Below are 18,829 nucleotides of genomic sequence, written 5' to 3' on the forward strand. Positions count from 1 at the left end.
GCCGCCCGCACTTCGCGGTGCACTGTCCCTGGATCCGGTCCCGGACCGGCTGTTACCGGGACTCGTCCTGGTGGGACAGATCGAGGTCGAAGCCGGCGATGCCGCTGCCGTCCAGGCGGACGGACGCGGCGACCGGCGCGTAGCCGCTGGCGATGACGGTGTACTCGCCACCGTCGAGGTCCGTGAACCCGTAGGCGCCGTCGGAACCGGTGACCGCCGTACCGATCACGTTCCCGGCCGAGTCCAGCAGTGTGACCTTGGCGTCGTCGAGCGGAGTGCCGGTGGCACTGCGGATGACGCCGCGGAGCCGGGCACCGGGTTCGAGGCGGATCACCAGGGGCTCCACGGCTCCCGGGGCGACGTCGACCGGATGGGCGGCCGGGCGGTACCCGGACGCGTTCACCGCGACCGTGTAGCTGCCGGGCACCAGGTCGGCGAGCACGAAGGCGCCGTCGTCGGCGGAGGTCCCGGAGGAGACGACCTCGCCGCGCACGTCGGTGGCGACCAGCAGGGCTCCGGTCAGCGGGTGCCCGTCGGCGGCGTCCCGGACGGATCCGGTGAGGGCGGCCGTACCGCTGAGCGCGAGGTCGCACTCGACCGGCTCGTCGCCCACGACCACCGTGACGGCCTGCGGCTGGCGGGCGCCGGCGGCGCCGATCAGCACATAGGTGCCGGGGTTGGTGACGGACACCGCGTAGACGCCGTCCGCGCCGCTGACGGCACGGCCGAGCTGCCGTCCGTTGACGTCGATCAGGGTGATCACGGCCTGGGGCACCGGCGCGCCGGTGCCGTCCAGCACCCGGCCGCGGACGCCGTGCCGCAGGGCGGAGGCGTGCACGGGCTCGAACCTGTCGGTACCCGGCTCGGTCCCGGGCTGGATCCCGGCGGCAGCCATTTCGGCGGCGGGCTGGAGTCCGGCGGCGGCCAGTTCGGCGGTGGGCTCGGGTCCGGCGACGGCCTGCTCGGCGGCGTCGGTCGCGGCCGTCTCCGGCGCCGGGCCGCCGTTCTCCTCGGCGGCCCGCGCCTCAAGACCGGAGACCTTGCGCAGCGGCACCTCCTTGGTCCACACCGCGACCAGGAAGCCGAGGACCATCACGGCCGCCGCGATGATGAACACCAGGTGCATCGAGTCGGTGAAGCCGGCCTTGAAGGGCTGGGCCAGACGCGGGTCGAGCTGCTGGATGAACGAGGAGTCGTCGAGCACGCCCGAGCCGCTTCCGCCGCCCGCGTGGGGGTGCTTGAACATCTGCAGCACCGGGGCGTTCGCGGGGTTGGCGCGTACGGCCGGGTCATGGAGCGCGGCCCGGAAGGCGGGCGTCTCGTACGCGGACCGGAAGGCCGAGCTGATCTTGTCGCCGACGGTGCTGAACAGCACGGAGAGGAAGATCGCGGTACCGGCGGTGCCGCCCATCTGCCGGAAGAAGGTGGCCGACGCGGTCGCCACGCCCATGTCCTTGGGCTCGACGGCGTTCTGCACGGCCAGGGTCAGGATCTGCATGCACCCGCTGAGGCCGATGCCGAACAGCGCCATGTAGGCCATGGTCTCCGGCAGCCGCGTGTCCCACTGGACCCGGTAGTGGAACAGCAGCATGGCGGCGATGATCAGCGCGGTGCCGATGATCGGGAAGATCTTGTACTTGCCGGTCTTCTGGATGATGCGGCCGACCACGATGGTTCCGGCGATCATGCCGACCATCAGCGGCAGCATCAGCAGGCCGGACCTGGTGGGGCTGACGCCCTTCACGATCTGCAGGTACAGCGGGACCATCATCATCCCGCCGAACATGCCCATGCCGATGAGCACGGAGAGGAGGCTCATCTTGCTGAACACGGCGCTGCGGAACAGCCGCATCGGGATCAGGGCCTCCTCGCCCATCGCCCGCTCCACGAAGATCCATGCGACCAGGCCGACCGCGCCGACCGCGTAGCAGACGTAGGCCCTGGTGGAGGTCCAGCCCCAGTCCTGGCCCTGCTCGGCCACGAGCAGCAGCGGCACCACGCCGATGGCGATGGTGATCGCGCCCCACCAGTCGATGCGGTGCTCGCGCCGGGTGTGCGGGATGTTCAGCACCTTGGCGACGACGAACAGCGCGATGATGCCGACCGGCACGTTGACCAGGAACACCCAGCGCCAGCCGGCGATGGCCAGGATGCTGCTGCGGCCCGCCAGGAAACCGCCGATCAGCGGGCCGAGCACGCTCGAGGAGCCGAACATCGCGAGCATGTAGCCCTGGTACCGGGCCCGCTCGCGGGGCGGCACGATGTCACCGATGATCGCCAGCGCCAGCGACATCAGACCGCCCGCGCCGATGCCCTGGAAGGCCCGGAAGGCGGCCAGCTCGGTCATCGAGGTGGAGAACGAACAGGCGGCCGAGCCGACGATGAAGATGCTGATGGCCGCCAGGAAGAAGGGCTTGCGGCCGTAGAGGTCGGACAGCTTTCCGTACAGCGGCGTGCTGATGGTGGAGGTGATCAGGTACGCGGTGGTGACCCACGCCTGCGCGCTGAGTCCGTGCAGATCGTCCGCGATCGTACGGATCGAGGTGCTGACGATGGTCTGGTCGAGGGCCGCAAGGAACATCCCCAGCATCAGGCCGCTCAGGATCGTCATGATCTGCCGATGCGTCAGCCTGCCGGCCGGTGGCGCCGATGCCGGTATCGCTGCGGGTCCCCCGCGGGCCGGGGACGCGGACATGGTCATGCGTGAAAATCTCCTTGCCTCGCCTCGCCGCGGGCACTGCCCGGCTCCGAGGCTCTGTACGTGTGGTCCACCACGTGGTCTTCGAGGAGCTTCAGCCCCGTTCCGATCATGACGCACGTTCTGTTGCTTGCGGCTACCAAGTGAGTGTAGGTCCTGCCCGGAGCGGGCGTGTGACCGAAACCCCCGAGTGCCCTCCATGGGCCTCTACGCGCCCTCCGCGTGTGATGCCACCCATAGGAGCCACATCACGTCCTACCGGGCATCGTAGGAACGGAACGGCCTGAGCAGGAGATAAATGCCTATATCTCCAGCATTTCGGACATTGCTCCGTAGTCGGGTAGTACGTCACATCATTGCACCCCGGTCCGGCCGCCGCTAACCATTGCTCTCGTCGCTGGGAGCCACGAGACGGATCGAGCGGATCCCCACCGGATCCACCCGCTTACGCCGACAGCGGCCCCGCCCCTCACGCCACCGCGATCGACCGCGGCCGGCACGACGACGTCCCCCACTGGAGAGTTCCTTTCGCATGGCCATGACCACTCACACCCGCTTCGCCCGTATCGCTCTGACCGGTCTCGCCACCACGGGCGCGGCAGCCGCCGCGATCACCCTGATGCCGGCGAGCGCGCAGGCAGCCGAGATGACGCAGGTGCACGCCTCCTCGGTGGTCACGGCCTCGAACAACACCCACGCCACCGCGGGCAAGGCCGGCTACGCCAACAACCTCGACGGCTGGATCAAGCAGTCGCTGAGCATCATGAAGGCCAAGGGCATCCCGGGCAGCTACGAGGGCCTCAAGCGCAACATCATGCGCGAGTCCGGCGGCAACCCCAACGCGCAGAACAACTGGGACGTCAACGCCAAGAAGGGCATCCCGTCCAAGGGCCTGCTGCAGGTGATCGACCCCACCTTCAACACCTACCACGTGGCCGGCACCGCTCACAGCATCAAGGACCCGGTGGCCAACATCACCGCGGCCGCCAACTACGCCGCCCACCGCTACGGCTCCATCGACAAGGTGAACTCCGCCTACTGACCCGGCCCTTGAGCACAGGCACCGGCCACGGTGGACGGCCCGCAGACCGCAGAGGCCTCCACCGCGCCCCCCAGGACCTGTGGCGCCCGCCCGCGCACCACACCTGCCGGACGGTGAGCGGACCCGGCGCGCCTACCCGGCTCCAAGCGCCCCCGAACGGCCGCCGCACGCCCGCGGCCACGCCGGCTCCCGGCGGTTCGCCGAGCAGGCGGCCCGCACCGAACCCCTCGCGGCCTTCCCCGAACTCGGCGCCGACGAGCACCTGCTGAGGGCGCCGCGAACGCGCCCGCATCCGCAGCGAGAAAAGGGCATCCGGTGGGGAGACCGAGCGGTGACCGCGTGACCGGTGGCTGCCCGCGGCTGGTCAGTCGTGTGGTGGCGCGAGGTCACGAATCCCGGAGTCCGCGGCAACATGCTCCGAGTTCAGGACCCGGATCATCGAAGGCAGGTCTCCGGCGGCGCTCAAGTCGCCGTCCGTGACCAGGAACAGCAGGACGTCGCCGTCCTGCCGGGCGAGGGCGCGGCCGCCGACCCTCGTCAGCCCGCGGCCCAGCGCCACGCAGGCACCTGCGGGACCGGGGCCGAAAGCCGGCGGCCCCGAGGCCAGGGCGCCGACCGCCCGCCCCTCGGCGCAGACGAAGCCCGCTCCCCGTCCGTTCGGCAGCCGTTCGGTGACGAGCGCGGCCACCTGGCGCCCGTCCGGTGCGGGCAAGGGGGTGGGCCGGTCGTACGCGACGCTGACCCGGCCGCCTTGGTAGCCGACGGTGGCGGGGACGCCCCCCTTCCCAGTCGACCAGACGAAGAAGCGAGCGCGGCGGCGAACCCAGGGCCAGACAGGCCGCGCCCGACTCCGCGTCGAGCCACGCAGGCCGGGCGCATCCCCAGACCCCGGCAAGGAGCAGCAGCCCGACCGCTTGGGCCGCCCGGCTCCGGCGCCGCGGGATCGGCAGCAAAGCAGCGGCGGGAAGAGCCGGCAAGCCCGCGCCGCAGCACGCGGCCGCCCAGCCCGGCGCCTGCCCCGCGCGCCACACCGACGGCCCGTCGGGCACGAGCCAGGGCGCCAGTCCGGCGAAGCCGACGAGCAGCGCCATGCCCCTGGACCGCCTTCGGCTCCAGCCGAACCAGCGTCTCGGCAGGTCCGCGATCGCATACCCGGCCAGGGCGGCGGCGCCGAGCATCAGCAGGGCGATCGGGAGAGCCAGGAAACTAGTAGAACGGCGCCGGCCCGAAGAGATAGGCCGCCGTCCCGCCGAGTGCGTCCCCCGGCACGGCGACCGCAACACTCACCCCCAGCGCGACCACGGCCCAGGCCGCCACCGGCCGCCGGTCCGCCGCCGCCACGACACCGTCCCGCAGCGATGCCCATCGCCCCCCGATCTGCTTCAGCACCGGGCCACGCCAGCGATCACCGGACGTGAAAGGCGTCAGTCCGCAGCAGGACATTCAACCGCCGCCCCTCACAGCCCCGTCATCGCGGCCTCGCGCGACGCCACGCCGACGGACGGCTTTGCACGCAACGAGCCCTGACGCGCCGCCACCCCGGTGAACCTTCCCGGTCGGAGCACCAGCCAGGCCCCAAGCAGACCCCGAGCGGACCTCATACGGACCCGGACAGGCCCCAAGCGGGCCCCACCCAGGGCCCCGGAACACCCAGGGCCCCGGAACCGGACAGGCTCTGACCGGCCCCGGCCGGGTGCCGGTCAGTCCAGGCCGAAGGTGTCGGCGAGTGAGTCCATCTGTGCCGTGAGCAGGGTGCCTCCGTCGTGGCCCATGCCGTGGAACTGGCCGGAGACCTCCAGGCTCACCGCCCCGTGGAGCTGGGTCCAGGCGAGCACGGCCCCGGCCAGGGTGACTCCCGCCTCGCCGGTGGCGGTGTGTTCGCGCACCCATCCGGCGACGCCGGTGTTCTCGGCGGCCCACGCCGTCATCTGGGCCGCCAGCGGGTGCGCGGCGGGCGTGGGCGCCGTCTCCCCGAAGCAGGCCAGGAACGGCCCGAGCACGGCCCGGGCGCTGTCCAGGGTGTCGGCCGGAGCCGTGTAGCCCGGCACCGGCGTCCCCTCGATCAGCAGGTAGCGGTGGGGCTCGGCGAGGGCCCAGCCCCGCACGGCCGCCGCGAGGCTGTGCAGGCGCGCGCGCCGTGTCCCGTCGGCGGGCAGCGCGTCGGAGGCGGCGGCGACGGCGGCCGCGAGGTCGGCGTAGGTGTCGCGGATCAGGTCGGTCAGCAGGGCGTCGCGGCTGTCGAAGTAGCGGTACAGGGCGGGGCCGGACAGGCCGACCTCCTTGGCGATCCGGGTCAGCGCCACGGCCGCCGTACCGCCCTCGGCGAGCTGCCTGAGCGCGATCTCCTTGATCTCCGCGCGTGTCTGCTCCCGGTAGCGGGCCCTCGGGCTGAGCGAGGCGGCGGCCATGGACGACTCCTTTCACGGGCCCTCCGCGGACCCCGTGACACACCTTAACGCCCGCCCTGCCCCACCACTGTTGCTATCACCCATCGCTTCAGTTACAGTCTCTAACTGTCGAGAGTGTGGATAACTCGAAGCGTCCGGAATCGGCCGCCCCGCCCCGCGCGGAAAGCGGTCCGATCAGCCAGAAGGAGCCCGTCATGACCGCTGCCGCCACCCCCCGCGCCCTGCACGCCGTCCTCGGGTCCGGGCCCGCCGGAACCGCCCTCGCCCGCGAACTGGTGCGCCGCGGCCACGCCGTACGCCTGGTGGACCGCACGGCCGGCGGGCCGGCCCTCGACGGTGTCGAGCGGTATGCCGCCGACGTCAGCACCGCGGACGGCGCACGCCGGGCCGTCGCCGGTGCCGCCGTCGTCCACCACTGCGTCAACGTCGGCTACCACCTCCAGGTCGAGGTGATGCCGCGCATCCAGGCGGCCGTCCTCGGCGCCGCCGCGGACGCGGGCGCCCGCCTGGTCGTGCTCGACACCCTCTACCCCTACGGCGAGACGGGCGGGGCGCCGATGACCGAGGAGAGCCCGTGGAAGGCCACCAGCCGCAAGGGCCGCATGCGGGCCGCGCTCGACGAGGGCTACCTGGCCGCGCACCGCGAGGGCCGCGCCCGGGTCGTCCTCGGCCGCTCCGCCGACTTCATGGGCCCCGGCGTGCTCAACTCCAGCCTCGGGGCCGCCGTCTTCCCCGGCGCGCTCACCGGCACGGAGGTCCTGGGCATGGGCGACATCGACCTGCCGCACAGCTACACCTACATCGGCGACGTCGCCGCCGGCCTCGCGACCCTGGGGGAGCGGCCCGAGGGCGACGGCCGGGTGTGGCACCTGCCCACCGCGCCGGCGGTCAGCACCCGCGACATCTACACCATGATCGAGGAGCGCCTGGGCCGGCCGCTGAAGTCCGTGGTCCTCGAAGAGCCCCGCCCCTTCGGCCCGTTCGACGAGCAGTTCATGGCCGAGTACGCCGAGATGTTCTACCAGCACCTGGAGCCGCAGATCGTGGACTCCTCCGCCTTCGAGCGCACCTTCGCCACCGCCCCCACCCCGCTCGCGGACGCCCTGGACGCCACGCTGGCCTGGTACCGGACCTGGCTGCAGAACCGCTGACCACCCATCGGCCATCACCCCCCTCCGGTGGCCGGTGGCCGGTGGGCGTGCGGCGGGGAGAAGGGGAACGCCGCGAGGCGCACACATGCCCTTCAATGCGTGGAAGTAACCCATAATTTGTGTGCTTGTAGGGCTGAAGTAAGGGCATCCGGTGGCCAGGAGGTTGATAACGATGGTTCCCCTTCTTCTGGTTCTTCTCCTGGCCCTGATCCTCTTCGGCGCGGGCTTCGCGCTGAAGGCGCTGTGGTGGATCGCGGTGATCGTGCTGGTCCTGTGGCTGCTGGGCTTCCTGGTCCGGCCCGCGGGCAGCGGCGGCCGCCGGGGCCGCTGGTACCGCTGGTAGCCACCGGCGTCCCGGTACCAGGCGCACGCCGCGCGGGATGTGAAGAGGGGCCCGGCCGGGGACGGCCGGGCCCTCGCGCGTGCGAGGACCCGCACCCCGCCCGGGGTGCAGGAATCGGGCGTATCGGGCGTCCCGGAGGGTAGCCGGGAGGGGCACCGGCCCCGCGGGCCGGCAGTGGAACCGCCTCCTACACCCGCGGCGCCGGTGCACCCATGAGGACAGGCTGCGCCGTCAGGTGGTTCAGGGTGGTGCGGCGGGCCGCCGTCACGGTCCTGCCGGACGCCCGGCCCCGGCTCTCACCCGGCCCCGGCTCTCACCCGGCGCCGTTCGTGCCGGGCCTGGCGGGGGCGGGCGGCTGGAAGCAGGCGGTGACGTCCTTGCCGCGGGGGCAGCGGTGGGCCTGCCAGCTGTCGGTGAGGGCGTCGATCAGGAGCAGTCCGCGTCCCCCCAGGGCCGCGTCATCGGCCTGGCGCTGCTCGGGCAGCCGCGTCGAGGCGTCGTGCACGGTCACGTGCAGGCACTCGTTGTCCCAGGTGAGGATGAGCTGTGCCGTGGTGCGGGCGTGGATATGGGCGTTGGTGACCAGCTCGGACACAGCCAGCACGACCGATTCCAGCAGATCCGGTGCCGTGTCCTCCCAGCCGAGCGCGACCAGATGCGCACGCGTCCAGTCCCGGGCCGCCTTCACCCCGCTGCTGATCGGCAGCGAACGCGCCCACCCGACAGCCTTCAGCGATGAATCCTTCGCCACTGTCCCTGTCCCTCCTTCGGCCGGCCACGGTGCTTGTCTCGTGCCCGGGCAGACGGCAGACCCAACCTGAGCCGCGGGGCGAAATTGTCCCGTTGCGCACTCCTTCCCCCGGAAGGCGGCCGTGCCACCAGGGGCGCCTGCCGGCAGCGCCGGGCGAGTCGTCCGAGGGCCGCGGTGAAGCCGCGCCACGCGCCGCGGGCCGCCGTCGGTCGCGGGCCTGGTCGGCTTCAGCCTGCTGCTGGTCTTCGTCCTGGACCGCCCCTTCGCCGGCGAACTCGGCGTCGGCCCGGCCCCGTACCGGGAGAAAGCCCTCGCCCGGTATTGGCCCCGGTGAGCCGGCGACAGCGAACCGCAGGCGCCGCCCGTCCTGCTCACCGGCAACCGGGCAAGCGTTCTTCCTTCCGTCCTGCCGGTGACGACCACGGCCCGCAAGAGCCTGCGGCCCGCCGGGCGGACGAGACCAACTCGCATGCGGGCACGAGCAGTTGCCGAGTGCCTTCCGTGGGTGGGTGGGGGTGGGTCGACGGGGCTGACTTGACCTGCTCCCTGGCCTAAAGTCCAGGGATTCCGGCCTGGGTCGTCTGACCCTTCCGGGGGCTTCCTGCTTCAACGCGCTGTGCGGGCACGTGTGCCCGTCTTACCGGCACTCCACAGGCGTTTAGCGTCTCCACCCGTCCGGCGGCGACGATTCGGCGTCCTTCGAAGAGGACGTTACGTGCTGCGTTGTGGTCGCGGTCGTGCACGGTGGCGCACTTGCTGCACGTCCACTCCCTGACGTGCAGGGGCTTGGCGCCGTCCCGGAATCCGCAGGCCGAGCAGATCTGAGAGGACGGGAAGGTGCGGTCCACCTTGGCGAAGGTGCGGCCGTGCTTGACCGCCTTGTACTCCAGCATGCCGACGAACGCGGACCATCCCGCATCGTGCACGGACTTGGCAAGCCGGGTGCGCCCGAGGCCGGACACCGCGAGGTCTTCCACGTACACCGCTTGGTTGTCGCGAATGATCTGTGTGGATGCCTTGTGGTGCCAGTCCCGGCGCCGGTTGGCCACCTTGGCGTGCTGGCGTGCGACCTTGATGCGGGCCTTGGCCCGGTTCTTCGATCCCTTGGCCTTGCGGGACAGCTCCCGCTGAAGGCGTTTGAGCTTCTTCTCGGCACGGCGCAGGAAGCGCGGGCTGTCGATCTTCCGGCCGTCGGACAGGACGGCGAAGGCTGACAGGCCGAGGTCAATACCGGCTTCAGTCTCCGTCTCGGGGAGGACGTCCGGCTCGGTGTCCACGACGAAGCTGATGAAGTACCGGCCACAGCTGTCCTTGGTGACGGTCAGGGACGTGGGTGCGGCCGGAAGCCGGCGGGACCACTTGACCTTGAGATCGCCGACCTTGGCCACGTACACCGTGCCATCGCCTTTCAGGCAGAAGGCGTTGGTGTTGAGGCGGATCGACTGCCGGGTGTCTTTCTTCGATTTGCAGCGGGGAGGACCGACCTTGCGGCCCTGCCGCTTGCCCCCCAGGCTGTCGAAGAAGTTCTTGTAGGCGGCATCCAGGTCCCGCAGGGACTGTTGCAGGACGACCGCCGACACGTCGGCAAGCCAGGCACGTTCCTCGGTGCGCTTGGCCTGGGTGATGCGAAGCCGGGACAACTCGGCCGACGTCACGTACGGCAGTCCTGCCGCGTGCGCTTGCCTGCGGTCGCGCAGGCAGTCGTTCCACACCACGCGGGCGCATCCGAACGCACTGGCCTGCGCATGGCGCTGGGAGGCGTCCGGGTAGGCCCGGTAGTTGTAGCGGAGCTGCACACCCTCGACCCTACTACGATTGGTCTTATGGATGGACAGAACGACTACAGGCGTGGCAGACACGTTGTTTCGGCGATGCATGTGCATTTGGTCTTTGTGACGAAGTACCGGCACGGGGTGTTCAACGACGAGATGCTGACGCGCTGCGAAGAGATCATGCGCAAGGTCTGCGAGGATTTCGAAGCGGAGCTGAAGGAGTTCAACGGCGAACGCGATCACGTCCACCTGGTGGTGCATTACCCGCCCAAGGTCGCCGTCTCGAAGCTGGTCAACAGCCTCAAGGGCGTCTCCGCTCGCCGGATACGGCAGGAGTTCACCGGCCGGATCAACCGCGCCATCATGCACGGGCACCTGTGGTCGCCCTCATACTTCTCCGCGTCGTGCGGCGGAGCACCACTGGCCATCGTCCGCCAGTACATCGAGCAGCAAAAACGTCCACTCTAAGGCACACGTCAGAGCAGCCTTGAGATGCATTCATCCCCGGCGTGAACGCCGGGGCTTTCTGCAAGAGTCCCGGTAACCCGGCGCGGCAGCCGGCGTACGACGTCTCGTGTTCCCGTGTGCCGCACCGGAAGCCGGCCGGGAACGCGACCGGAAGGGCCGAGCCATCACCGCCGGCCAACCCCGTAATCCGTTGCGGAATGCGTGCCGGATTGGCGTGAGATCTCTTTTCACCTGATCGGGGGCTGTCACCAATCCGCCGCCGTGGCAGAACCGGATTCCGGGCGTGAGGGACGAGGAGAAGGAACACCGAACACGGCAAGGCCTGCCGCGTCTTGCGCTGGGCGCGCTGGGCGCGTTGAGCGGGCTGCTGGCCGGCTTCGCCGCTCTGGCGGTGGCCGAACTGGTCGCGGCGGCCGTGCGCCCGCAGTCCGGCCCGGTCGTCGCGGTGGGCGGCGCGGCCATCGACGCAACGCCCGCCCCGGTCAAGGACTGGGCGATCCGTCACTTCGGCACCGACGACAAGCTCGTGCTGCAGCTCGGCATCCTCGCCGTACTGACCGTGCTGGCCCTGGCGTTGGGCGTGCCGGCGGTACGGTTCCGGCGGGCCGCGGCCGCCGGAGTCTTTGTCTTCGGGGCCGTCGGGGCGGCGGCCGCCCTGGGCCGGCCCGACTCCACGAGCCTGACCGACGCACTGCCCTCCCTGGTGGGGGCCATCGCCGGGGCACTGCTTCTGTACGCCCTCGCGGGCCGCCTGACAACGGCGAGGCGGCCCCCTGCCCCGCCGTCCGGGTCCGCGACGGAGCAAGCGGGAGCCGACTCACCTGCGCCCGGGGGATGGGACCGGCGGGGATTCGTCCTCGCGGCCGCCTCCGCCGCGGCCGCGTCCGCCGCGGTGGGCGCGGTCGGCCGGTCGCTGAACGCCTCGCGCGGCCAGGACTCGGTCGCCTCACGCAACCAGGTCGTTCTGCCGCGCCCCGGGTCACCGGCACGACCGGTACCCCAGAGGGCCGCGCTGCGGATCGACGGGATCAGCCCCTTCGTCACCCCGAACAAGGACTTCTACCGCGTGGACACCGCGCTGGTGGTGCCCAAGGTGGACGCCACCGGCTGGCGCCTGCGCATCCACGGCGAAGGGGTGCGCCGGCCGGCCGCCTACTCCTTCGAGGACCTGCTGCGCAGGGAACTGATCGAGCGGAACATCACCCTGACATGCGTGTCCAACGAGGTCGGCGGCCCCTACGTGGGCAACGCCCGCTGGATCGGCGTGCGGCTGGCCGACCTGCTCGCCGAGTGCGGGGTCAGGCCCCCCTCCCGGGGAGGTGCGGCGGACCAGCTGGTGGCCCGCTCCGTGGACGGCATGACGATCGGCAGCCCCCTCGAGGACGTCATGGACGGCCGGGACGCCCTGCTCGCCCTCGGCATGAACGGCGAGCCGCTGCCCTTCGAACACGGCTTCCCCGTACGGATGGTCGTCCCGGGCCTGTACGGGTACGTCTCGGCCTGCAAGTGGATCACGGACATCGAACTGACCGGCTTCGATGCCTACGACCCCTACTGGGTCAGGCGCGGCTGGGCCCGCCGGGCCCCGGTCAAGACCGCCTCGCGTATCGACACCCCCAAGCCGTTCGCCCGGCCCAGGGCGGGCACGGTGATGATCGCCGGTGTCGCCTGGGCCCAGCACCGGGGCATCGACAGGGTCGAGGTCCGGATCGACGACGGACCCTGGCGCGAGGCCCGCCTGGCCGCCGAGGACACCCGCGACACCTGGCGCCAGTGGTCGCTTCCCTGGCAGGCCACCACGGGCGGCCACACCCTCACGGTGCGCGCCACCGACCGCACCGGCACGGTGCAGACCGCCAGACGCACCCGCACGATCCCCGACGGCGCCAGCGGATGGCACTCCGTGGTCGTGACCGTCGAGTGATCACCACCGCCGACCGATCACCACCACCGAGTGATCACCACCGTCGAGTGATCGCCTGCCCCACCCGCAAGGGCCGCGTGCTCTGCCCGAACCACCTTTCCGCAACACCCCCGAACGCAGCCACGTGCTGCACCCGTTCCAACAGGAGAACATGATGAACACCCGTATCCGCCGTACCACCGGTCTCTTCGCCGCCGCCGCCGTGCTGCCCCTGGCCCTGACCGCCTGCTCCGGCAGCAGCGACTCGGGCACGTCCGACTCCGCCGGCAAGGCGTCGCCCACGGCCACCCGGAGCAGCGACGACATGGGCGGCTCGAGCAGCAGCGCGAGCGGCATGGACCAGCCGTTCGGCGCGGCCTGTTCCGCCGTGCCGAAGAACGGCGCCGGCTCCTTCGACGGCATGGCCAAGGACCCGGTCGCCACCGCCGCCTCCAACAACCCCGTCCTGTCCACGCTGGTGACCGCGGTGAAGAAGGCCGGCCTGGTCGACACCCTCAACAACGCCCAGAACATCACCGTGTTCGCGCCGACCAACGACGCCTTCAAGAAGATCCCGAAGGCCACCCTGGACAAGGTCCTCAACGACAAGGCGATGCTGACGAAGATCCTCACCTACCACGTCGTCGGCCAAAAGCTCACGCCGAAGGACCTGACGAACGGCTCCTTCGGCACGCTGGAGAAGTCGAAGGTGACCACCTCCGGCTCGGGCGAGTCCTACACCGTCAACGACTCCGCGAAGGTGGTCTGCGGCAACGTCAGGACCGCCAACGCCAACGTCTACATCATCGACACCGTCCTCATGCCGAAGATGTGACCCCCGCCGGCGCCCGCCCCCCCCCCCCCCCCCGGCCGGGGGGCGCCCCCCCCCGCAACCCCCCCCCCCCCCCCCCCAGGTCGGTGACACACGGACACACCGGCAACCTTGGCCGCTCCTGAGGCGTGTTTCAGAAGTGGTTGGTCGAGGCCGTGGCGCGGCGCCGGGGCGTGGAACACAGCCCCGGCGGTGGGACGGTGTGGTACGAACCACCCGTCTCTGCGACGGACCTGCCGTCCCCGGCGCCGACTGGAAGGCGGGCGTGGTCGCGGTGGGGACGCGTTCCGGCCCCGGCCGCGTGCCGGCGTTTCCACCATGGAGCCGGCGCTCGTACACCGTCACCCGCCGCCCACGGATCTGCTCGTCCGCCACGACCCGGAAGTACTTCTTCAGCACGGCCAGCTTCACCGTGTCCCGCCCGCCCGACGCCGGACGGGCCACCGAAGTCGCGTCCGTCACCAGCAGGATCCGCTGCTGAGCCAGCATCGAGGCCCGAATGCGGGCCGGCGCGGCTTCCTCGCCCTTCAGCGTCCCGGAAGCCACCGGGCTCTCGGCCAGCGCGATGTCCCGCAGACCGGCGAAGGCATCGGGCGAGACCAGCGCGGTGTCGCGCCGGGCCGCGGGGACGAAGAGGACCGCGTCGCCGGTGTTCTTCAGCTGCTGGACGTCAGCCGCTATGGCCAGGACGTCGTCCACCCTGCTCGCCGGGGACCGCTTGGCCAGCGACTGCGGCAGAAGCGCAACCACCGCTACGGCGACTGCTGCAGGGACAAGCCACGTCGACGCCCTCGGGAACCGCGGCGCGGCCGCCCGTACCGCCGCATCGAGCCCGGCACCGATCAGCAGCGCAAGCCCGACGAGGCTGAACAGAATGTACCGGTCCACGAACAGCGGCTGGATCAGGGAGAGGCCGATCAACCCCAGCTGGGGCACCGCCAGCAGCGGCAGCCCGACGGCCGCCGCCGACAGCCGGCCGGCCTGCGGTCGGTCCGCCAGAGCGCCGAGACCACCGATCCCCAGGAGAACTGCCGGGCCGATCATCATGTGCCAGGTCAGCGGCGGTATCCAGGACACCTGATCGGACTGCCCCCGGCTGAAAAGGATCAACGGCAGTACGCACACCACGGCGGACGCGGAGGCCACTGCCCAGCGCATCCACTCTCTGCGCCCGGCACGCGTCCAGACCAAGGTCACCGCATGCGCGGGCAGGATCAGCAGCGATAACCAGTTCAGCAGCGCGCACAGCAGAATCACGCCGCCGTACGCCGCCCAGTACGCCGCCCGGCCACGGCGCTGGAGCTGGGTCACCAAAAGCAGCGTCGCGCCTCCCGCACCGGCCGCGACCAGCGCGTAGGGGCGGCCTTCTTGCAGGTAGAACTGCACGGACGGGAGCAGCCCCAGGGCCAGCCCGCCCCCCAGGCCCGCCCAGAACCCCGCCAGTCGTCGGCCCACGACGGCCACACAGACCGCGGCTGCGGCCATGGCGAGCACGGATGGCAGACGCAACGTCGTGGTACCGGGCCCGAAACACTCGAAGACGACGTGCATCAAGAGGTAGTAGAGCCCGTGCACGGCGTCGACCTGCCCCAGCATGTGCCATATCTCGGCGACCGACCGCTGGGCCACCTGCCAGGTCACGGCCTCGTCCCGCCAAACGCTGTGCTGCCGGGGCAGCCCCCACAAGCCAAGGCCCACAGTCCACAGCAGCGGGACCGGCCAGACGGGCAGGCGATGCCGGAGACCGGCTATGTGAGATGCCATGGAGCGGCCAGATCCTTGCTGCGATGTCATGTACGGAACCAACGCCCCAAGACGATAGGTGCTCCCGGGCAGCAGTCTGGCATCCGTCCCGCAGATCGGATGTGTTGACCAAATCACATGGTGCACAGGCACTATGACGGACCGTCACATGATCAAGATGTGTAATGTGTGCACGCCTCGAAGATCTTTTCGAGGTTCATGGAAACGAGGGGAAACACAAGTGAAGAAGATGGCCATCGGAGTGGCGATCGCCGGCGTGGCGATGCTGGGGGCATCTCCTGCCATGGCGCTGAGCGCCTACTCGCCCTCCGCGAAGGCGTACGCGGAGACGCACGCCGGCGACTCGCAGGTGTCGCTGACGATCTACACGGACCAGTGGGCGCACACCGACTACTACCGGACCACGGACCCGTCCGACCCGTACCACCTGTGGAACAAGAGCGCCAAGAACACGACCGCTTGGAGCGGCAAGGGCGGCAGGGTCACCCAGATGCGTACCTGCAACTGGGTCAAGGACAACGACGACGAGTGCAGCAGGTGGTACCGCTAGGAGTTCTGGGCTCTCCACGGCGCAGTGACCGACCAATCACTGCGTAAGAGGCCCTGACGGTTGGGAGGCGTGTGAGACCGACACGCCTCCCAACCGTCTTTCCGGTACGAGTGCGGTCGGCCGGGCCGAGCGGATATCTCCTGGGGGAAGAGTGTGAACGGCATGATGCCGAAACAGCCCGTGCTTGCCTTGCGGGGGCTGCGATACGAGGTTGCGGACCGCGTGTTGCTGGATGGAGCGGACCTCGAGGTGTCACCCGGGGAGTCGGTGGCGGTCCTCGGGCCGAGCGGGAGCGGCAAGAGCACCCTGCTGGGCTGTGCGCTGGGGCTGATCCAGCCGTCTTCGGGCTCGGTGCACGTGGCCGGCGCCGACGTGACACGGATGAGGCGGCGCGCCCTGGAACGGCACCGCAGCAACCACATCGGAGTCGTCTTCCAGTTCGGCGAACTGCTGCCGGAACTGACACCGGTGGAGAACGTCGCTCTGGCCGCCCTGCTGGCAGGCACCGGTACGCGCCAGGCCTATGACAAAGCGGAGGAGTTGCTGGTCGAACTGGGTGTTCCCGTCACAGGAGTGCCGACCGGCCGGCTCTCCGGAGGCGAACGACAGCGAGCCGCGGTCGCCCGGGCCCTGATGAACGAGCCGGCGCTGCTGCTCGCCGACGAACCGACCGGCGCCCTGGACTCGGTCACCCGGGACACCGTGGCGGACCTGCTGTTCTCGGTGCCCAGACGATGGGACTGCGCGCTGGTCGTGGTGACCCATGACGTCGAGGTCGCCCGCAGGGCGGACCGGCATCTGGAACTCAGGCAAGCGACGTTGATGCCGTACGCCGCGGGGAGCCGGGCATGAGCGGGGCACCCCTGTGCGTCCAACTGCTGCGCATGGGACGGGCTGCCGGACGGCGCACCGGCGACGGCGCGGTCCGCGCCATCGCCCTGCTGCTCGCGGCAGCCTCACTGGCACTCGGCCTGTCCGCCGTGGCAGCGGTCTACGCCGCCTACGACGGGATGGAACGCCGCACGGGCGAGCGGGCGCTGCAGTTCCAGGACGCGTTCCCCGGCCGTCCGGCGGTGGCCGTTGCCAGGAGCGACTTCGACGAGGCCGAAGGACGCCAGTACAGCATCGTCTACCTTCGCCCGCTCTCCAGGAACACCCCCCTTCCGCCGGGGCTGGACCGGTGGCCCGCACCGGGCGAGGCCGTACTGTCACCACAGCTGTCCCAGGCCCTGCGCGCCGAGGGCGCGCCGGCCAGGCTGGGCAAGGTGGTCGGCAGCATCCATGACTCCGGGCTCGCCGGCCCGGGTGAGCGGTACGCCTACGTCAATCCCACCGGCAGACAACTCGACAAGGCCGGATTCTCACCTGTCGTGGGGTTCGGCGCGCAGCGGGGGCTGCCTGCGGGCGACGTCCTGTTCGTCGCCGATCGCGGCAAACTGCTGACCGCGCTGTATCTGCTTCTGCTGCCGGCCGGTGTGATGGCCGTCGTCGCCGTACGCATGGGGTCGCAGGGCCGGGACAAGCGCACCGCGCTGGTCAGCGCGTTGGGTGGCGGCCCGCGCCATCGGCTCCTCCTTTCCCTCGGGGAATCGGCGGCCCCGGTTGTGGCCGGTGCGGTGTCGGGTACGCTCCCGGCTCTCCTCGCGATGACGACGGACCGCGTGCGTCTGCCCTGGATCGGCTACTGGCTGTCCGGCGCCGACCTGCGGCACTGGTGGTGGGCCGTCGCCCTGGCAGGCTGCGCGGCAGCAGCCGCCACCCTGCTCCTCGTCTGTGTGATGCACCGCCCCGGCCGGCGGGGAGGCACCCGGCCCGTCCAGTCGTCAGCCCGTCGGGGACAGGTCATCCGGTGGGCCGCGATGGCCTGTCCGCTGCTGGTCTTCGCCACCGTCTGGGGCCCGGCGCTCCTGGATCCCGCGCTGTACGCGGACCTCCGGATGAAGCTGTACAACGCGGGTGTGGTGGCGGTCCTGGCCACCTTCCCCTGTGCGGTCGCCCTCGGCGCCGCAGCGGCCGGCTCCCAAGCCGCCAACTCGGTTCGCCGAACGGGCAGTACAGGGGCCCTGGTCGCCGGTAGGCACATCGCCGCGCATCCCGGGGTGACCGCTCGGCTGGTCGCCGGGGTGGGGATCGCCATGGTGCTGGTCAGCCAGGTCCAGCTGAAGAACTCGCAGTTCGGCGCGAGTGCACAGGCCGCCCAGGCCACGGCGCACCGCATCGGGCACAGCGTCGTGCTCCTCCAGGTCGACCCCGCCAGGCTGTCTTCGAACCAGCTCGCCGGCACGCTGCGGCACCTGCCGAAGAACACCGAAAGCTTCGCCCTGTACCCGCCGGCGGCCTCCGCCCCGAACGGCCTCCCCCGTATCCAGGCCCCCTGCACCGCTCTTCGGTCCGCAGGGCTGCCCTGCTCGCGGCATGGCACGACGACCGGCACGGCTCAGGCGGCCCCGCGGATCGCCGAAGCCGTGCACTGGTCCGTCCCGGTCGGTGCACGCATCGCCGTACAGGAGGCAGACGTGGTGCCGGACGACTGGAAGAAGGCACCGCGCAACCTCGTCCTGACCTCCTCCGACGCGAGGGACCTGCCCTACGGCCGGATCAAACAGCTCCTGAGGGACACCCTCCCCGTTGCGGCGGTCACCGCGGAACTCCCGGGTGAGGGCTGGCTGGTGGGCGCGCGGAACGGAGTGGCCCACGGCAGATGGGTCGTCTTCTTCGGGGTTCCGGGCCTCCTCGTCGTCGCCGTGGCCGCCGCCCTCGGCAGTCTCGCCGAGTTTTTGGGGTTCAGCCGCCTCGTCGCGCCGCTGAGCGTGCTGACCGGCCGGCGCAGGGTCTACTACTCGGCCGCCGCCTGGGCTCTGCTCGCCCCGCTCCTGGCGGCAATCGCCACCAGCGTCGTTGTCGCGTCCTGGCTGGCCGCGCCCCAGGCGAGCCCGGCCGACGGCATCGGGCTCTCCGCCAGTACGTTGGCCGCCACCGCATCGGCACTCGCCGTCCTGGCCGTCCTCACCTGGTGGTGGGGAGCCCGCGCGGCACTGCGCCAGGCGGCCCGGTGGCGCCCCTACGGAGAGTAGGAGCAGCCGACGTGCACAGCGGCAGCCCGCGCCCGACCAGCTCGCTCCCCCGCGCGAAGAACTGCACGTCCAC

General features: G+C 71.0%; 16 protein-coding genes and 1 pseudogene. 10 read left to right on the plus strand and 7 right to left on the minus strand.

Features of this window, described 5'->3' with window-relative positions; translation table 11 throughout:
- Nucleotides 1-52: 52 nt before the first annotated feature.
- Nucleotides 53-2,701, minus strand: a complete 2,649-nt coding sequence (locus ACWEN3_RS20625) for an MFS transporter (protein ID WP_452972832.1) — start codon at nucleotides 2,699-2,701, stop codon at nucleotides 53-55.
- Between the two features lie 529 nt (nucleotides 2,702-3,230).
- Here ACWEN3_RS20625 and ACWEN3_RS20630 point away from each other — a divergent pair.
- Both ACWEN3_RS20630 and ACWEN3_RS20635 read left to right on the plus strand, forming a co-directional pair.
- The gene (locus tag ACWEN3_RS20630) at nucleotides 3,231-3,740 is read left to right on the plus strand and encodes a transglycosylase SLT domain-containing protein (protein WP_452972835.1); all 510 of its coding nucleotides are present in this window, start codon (nucleotides 3,231-3,233) and stop codon (nucleotides 3,738-3,740) included.
- Nucleotides 3,741-3,819: 79 nt separating this feature from the next.
- Nucleotides 3,820-4,083 (plus strand): hypothetical protein, encoded by a 264-nt coding sequence (locus tag ACWEN3_RS20635; RefSeq protein ID WP_452972838.1) that lies wholly within the window; start codon nucleotides 3,820-3,822, stop codon nucleotides 4,081-4,083.
- Nucleotides 4,084-4,104: 21 nt separating this feature from the next.
- On the opposite strand, the gene ACWEN3_RS20640 is transcribed toward ACWEN3_RS20635, so the two are convergent.
- The 3 genes from ACWEN3_RS20640 to ACWEN3_RS20650 form a co-directional block, all read right to left on the minus strand.
- Entirely contained in the window at nucleotides 4,105-4,452 is a 348-nt protein-coding gene (locus ACWEN3_RS20640) for a hypothetical protein (RefSeq protein ID WP_452972841.1), read from the minus strand.
- A 494-nt stretch (nucleotides 4,453-4,946) separates the two neighbouring features.
- Nucleotides 4,947-5,129 carry a hypothetical protein gene (locus ACWEN3_RS20645; protein ID WP_452972844.1) on the minus strand — a complete coding sequence of 61 codons (183 nt, stop codon included), beginning with the start codon at nucleotides 5,127-5,129 and terminating at the stop codon, nucleotides 4,947-4,949.
- A gap of 311 nt (nucleotides 5,130-5,440) precedes the next feature.
- Complete coding sequence (locus ACWEN3_RS20650) at nucleotides 5,441-6,148, minus strand: TetR/AcrR family transcriptional regulator (RefSeq protein ID WP_452972847.1); 708 nt, start codon at nucleotides 6,146-6,148, stop codon at nucleotides 5,441-5,443.
- Nucleotides 6,149-6,342: 194 nt separating this feature from the next.
- Here ACWEN3_RS20650 and ACWEN3_RS20655 point away from each other — a divergent pair, with 194 nt between their 5' ends.
- Nucleotides 6,343-7,299 (plus strand): NAD-dependent epimerase/dehydratase family protein, encoded by a 957-nt coding sequence (locus ACWEN3_RS20655; RefSeq protein ID WP_452972850.1) that lies wholly within the window; start codon nucleotides 6,343-6,345, stop codon nucleotides 7,297-7,299.
- A 172-nt stretch (nucleotides 7,300-7,471) separates the two neighbouring features.
- Nucleotides 7,472-7,642, plus strand: coding sequence for a DUF5670 family protein (locus ACWEN3_RS20660; protein ID WP_285563149.1), 171 nt, complete (start codon nucleotides 7,472-7,474; stop codon nucleotides 7,640-7,642).
- A gap of 313 nt (nucleotides 7,643-7,955) precedes the next feature.
- On the opposite strand, the gene ACWEN3_RS20665 is transcribed toward ACWEN3_RS20660, so the two are convergent.
- Together ACWEN3_RS20665 and ACWEN3_RS20670 are read right to left on the minus strand one after the other, a co-directional pair.
- Complete coding sequence (locus ACWEN3_RS20665) at nucleotides 7,956-8,393, minus strand: ATP-binding protein (protein WP_452972853.1); 438 nt, start codon at nucleotides 8,391-8,393, stop codon at nucleotides 7,956-7,958.
- Between the two features lie 551 nt (nucleotides 8,394-8,944).
- Complete coding sequence (locus tag ACWEN3_RS20670) at nucleotides 8,945-10,189, minus strand: RNA-guided endonuclease InsQ/TnpB family protein (RefSeq protein WP_452972875.1); 1,245 nt, start codon at nucleotides 10,187-10,189, stop codon at nucleotides 8,945-8,947.
- A 27-nt stretch (nucleotides 10,190-10,216) separates the two neighbouring features.
- Between ACWEN3_RS20670 and tnpA the strand changes: the two genes are divergently transcribed.
- The 3 genes from tnpA to ACWEN3_RS20685 all read left to right on the plus strand — a co-directional run bounded on the left by tnpA (nucleotide 10,217) and on the right by ACWEN3_RS20685 (nucleotide 13,371).
- Nucleotides 10,217-10,633 carry an IS200/IS605 family transposase gene (tnpA, locus tag ACWEN3_RS20675; protein ID WP_452972856.1) on the plus strand — a complete coding sequence of 139 codons (417 nt, stop codon included), beginning with the start codon at nucleotides 10,217-10,219 and terminating at the stop codon, nucleotides 10,631-10,633.
- 283 nt (nucleotides 10,634-10,916) lie between these two features.
- Nucleotides 10,917-12,557 (plus strand): sulfite oxidase, encoded by a 1,641-nt coding sequence (locus ACWEN3_RS20680; RefSeq protein ID WP_452972860.1) that lies wholly within the window; start codon nucleotides 10,917-10,919, stop codon nucleotides 12,555-12,557.
- A gap of 154 nt (nucleotides 12,558-12,711) precedes the next feature.
- Nucleotides 12,712-13,371: a fasciclin domain-containing protein gene (locus tag ACWEN3_RS20685; RefSeq protein ID WP_452972863.1), complete on the plus strand. Its 660-nt coding sequence runs from the start codon at nucleotides 12,712-12,714 to the stop codon at nucleotides 13,369-13,371.
- A 321-nt stretch (nucleotides 13,372-13,692) separates the two neighbouring features.
- Here ACWEN3_RS20685 and ACWEN3_RS20690 read toward each other — a convergent pair.
- Nucleotides 13,693-15,132, minus strand: a pseudogene (locus ACWEN3_RS20690) (glycosyltransferase family 39 protein); the annotation flags it as partial.
- A 229-nt stretch (nucleotides 15,133-15,361) separates the two neighbouring features.
- Between ACWEN3_RS20690 and ACWEN3_RS20695 the strand changes: the two are divergent.
- The 3 genes from ACWEN3_RS20695 to ACWEN3_RS20705 all read left to right on the plus strand — a co-directional run bounded on the left by ACWEN3_RS20695 (nucleotide 15,362) and on the right by ACWEN3_RS20705 (nucleotide 18,756).
- Nucleotides 15,362-15,682 (plus strand): hypothetical protein, encoded by a 321-nt coding sequence (locus tag ACWEN3_RS20695; protein WP_452972866.1) that lies wholly within the window; start codon nucleotides 15,362-15,364, stop codon nucleotides 15,680-15,682.
- Nucleotides 15,683-15,844: 162 nt separating this feature from the next.
- Complete coding sequence (locus ACWEN3_RS20700) at nucleotides 15,845-16,534, plus strand: ABC transporter ATP-binding protein (RefSeq protein WP_452972869.1); 690 nt, start codon at nucleotides 15,845-15,847, stop codon at nucleotides 16,532-16,534.
- Entirely contained in the window at nucleotides 16,531-18,756 is a 2,226-nt protein-coding gene (locus ACWEN3_RS20705; RefSeq protein ID WP_452972872.1) for a hypothetical protein, read from the plus strand. Before ACWEN3_RS20700 ends, ACWEN3_RS20705 begins: the two co-directional genes overlap by 4 nt.
- Nucleotides 18,757-18,829: the final 73 nt, after the last annotated feature.

This window comes from Streptomyces sp. NPDC004561, from assembly GCF_053602155.1.

Bases quoted from the DNA above. Each gene is read 5' to 3' on its own strand.
- ACWEN3_RS20700 (WP_452972869.1), top strand. From the start codon at position 15,845: ATGATGCCGAAACAGCCCGTGCTTGCCTTGCGGGGGCTGCGATACGAG.
- ACWEN3_RS20660 (WP_285563149.1), top strand. From the start codon at position 7,472: ATGGTTCCCCTTCTTCTGGTTCTTCTCCTGGCCCTGATCCTCTTCGGC.
- ACWEN3_RS20655 (WP_452972850.1), top strand. From the start codon at position 6,343: ATGACCGCTGCCGCCACCCCCCGCGCCCTGCACGCCGTCCTCGGGTCC.
- ACWEN3_RS20705 (WP_452972872.1), top strand. From the start codon at position 16,531: ATGAGCGGGGCACCCCTGTGCGTCCAACTGCTGCGCATGGGACGGGCT.
- ACWEN3_RS20625 (WP_452972832.1), bottom strand. From the start codon at position 2,701: ATGACCATGTCCGCGTCCCCGGCCCGCGGGGGACCCGCAGCGATACCG.
- ACWEN3_RS20630 (WP_452972835.1), top strand. From the start codon at position 3,231: ATGGCCATGACCACTCACACCCGCTTCGCCCGTATCGCTCTGACCGGT.
- ACWEN3_RS20650 (WP_452972847.1), bottom strand. From the start codon at position 6,148: ATGGCCGCCGCCTCGCTCAGCCCGAGGGCCCGCTACCGGGAGCAGACA.
- ACWEN3_RS20695 (WP_452972866.1), top strand. From the start codon at position 15,362: ATGGCCATCGGAGTGGCGATCGCCGGCGTGGCGATGCTGGGGGCATCT.
- ACWEN3_RS20685 (WP_452972863.1), top strand. From the start codon at position 12,712: ATGAACACCCGTATCCGCCGTACCACCGGTCTCTTCGCCGCCGCCGCC.
- tnpA (WP_452972856.1), top strand. From the start codon at position 10,217: ATGGATGGACAGAACGACTACAGGCGTGGCAGACACGTTGTTTCGGCG.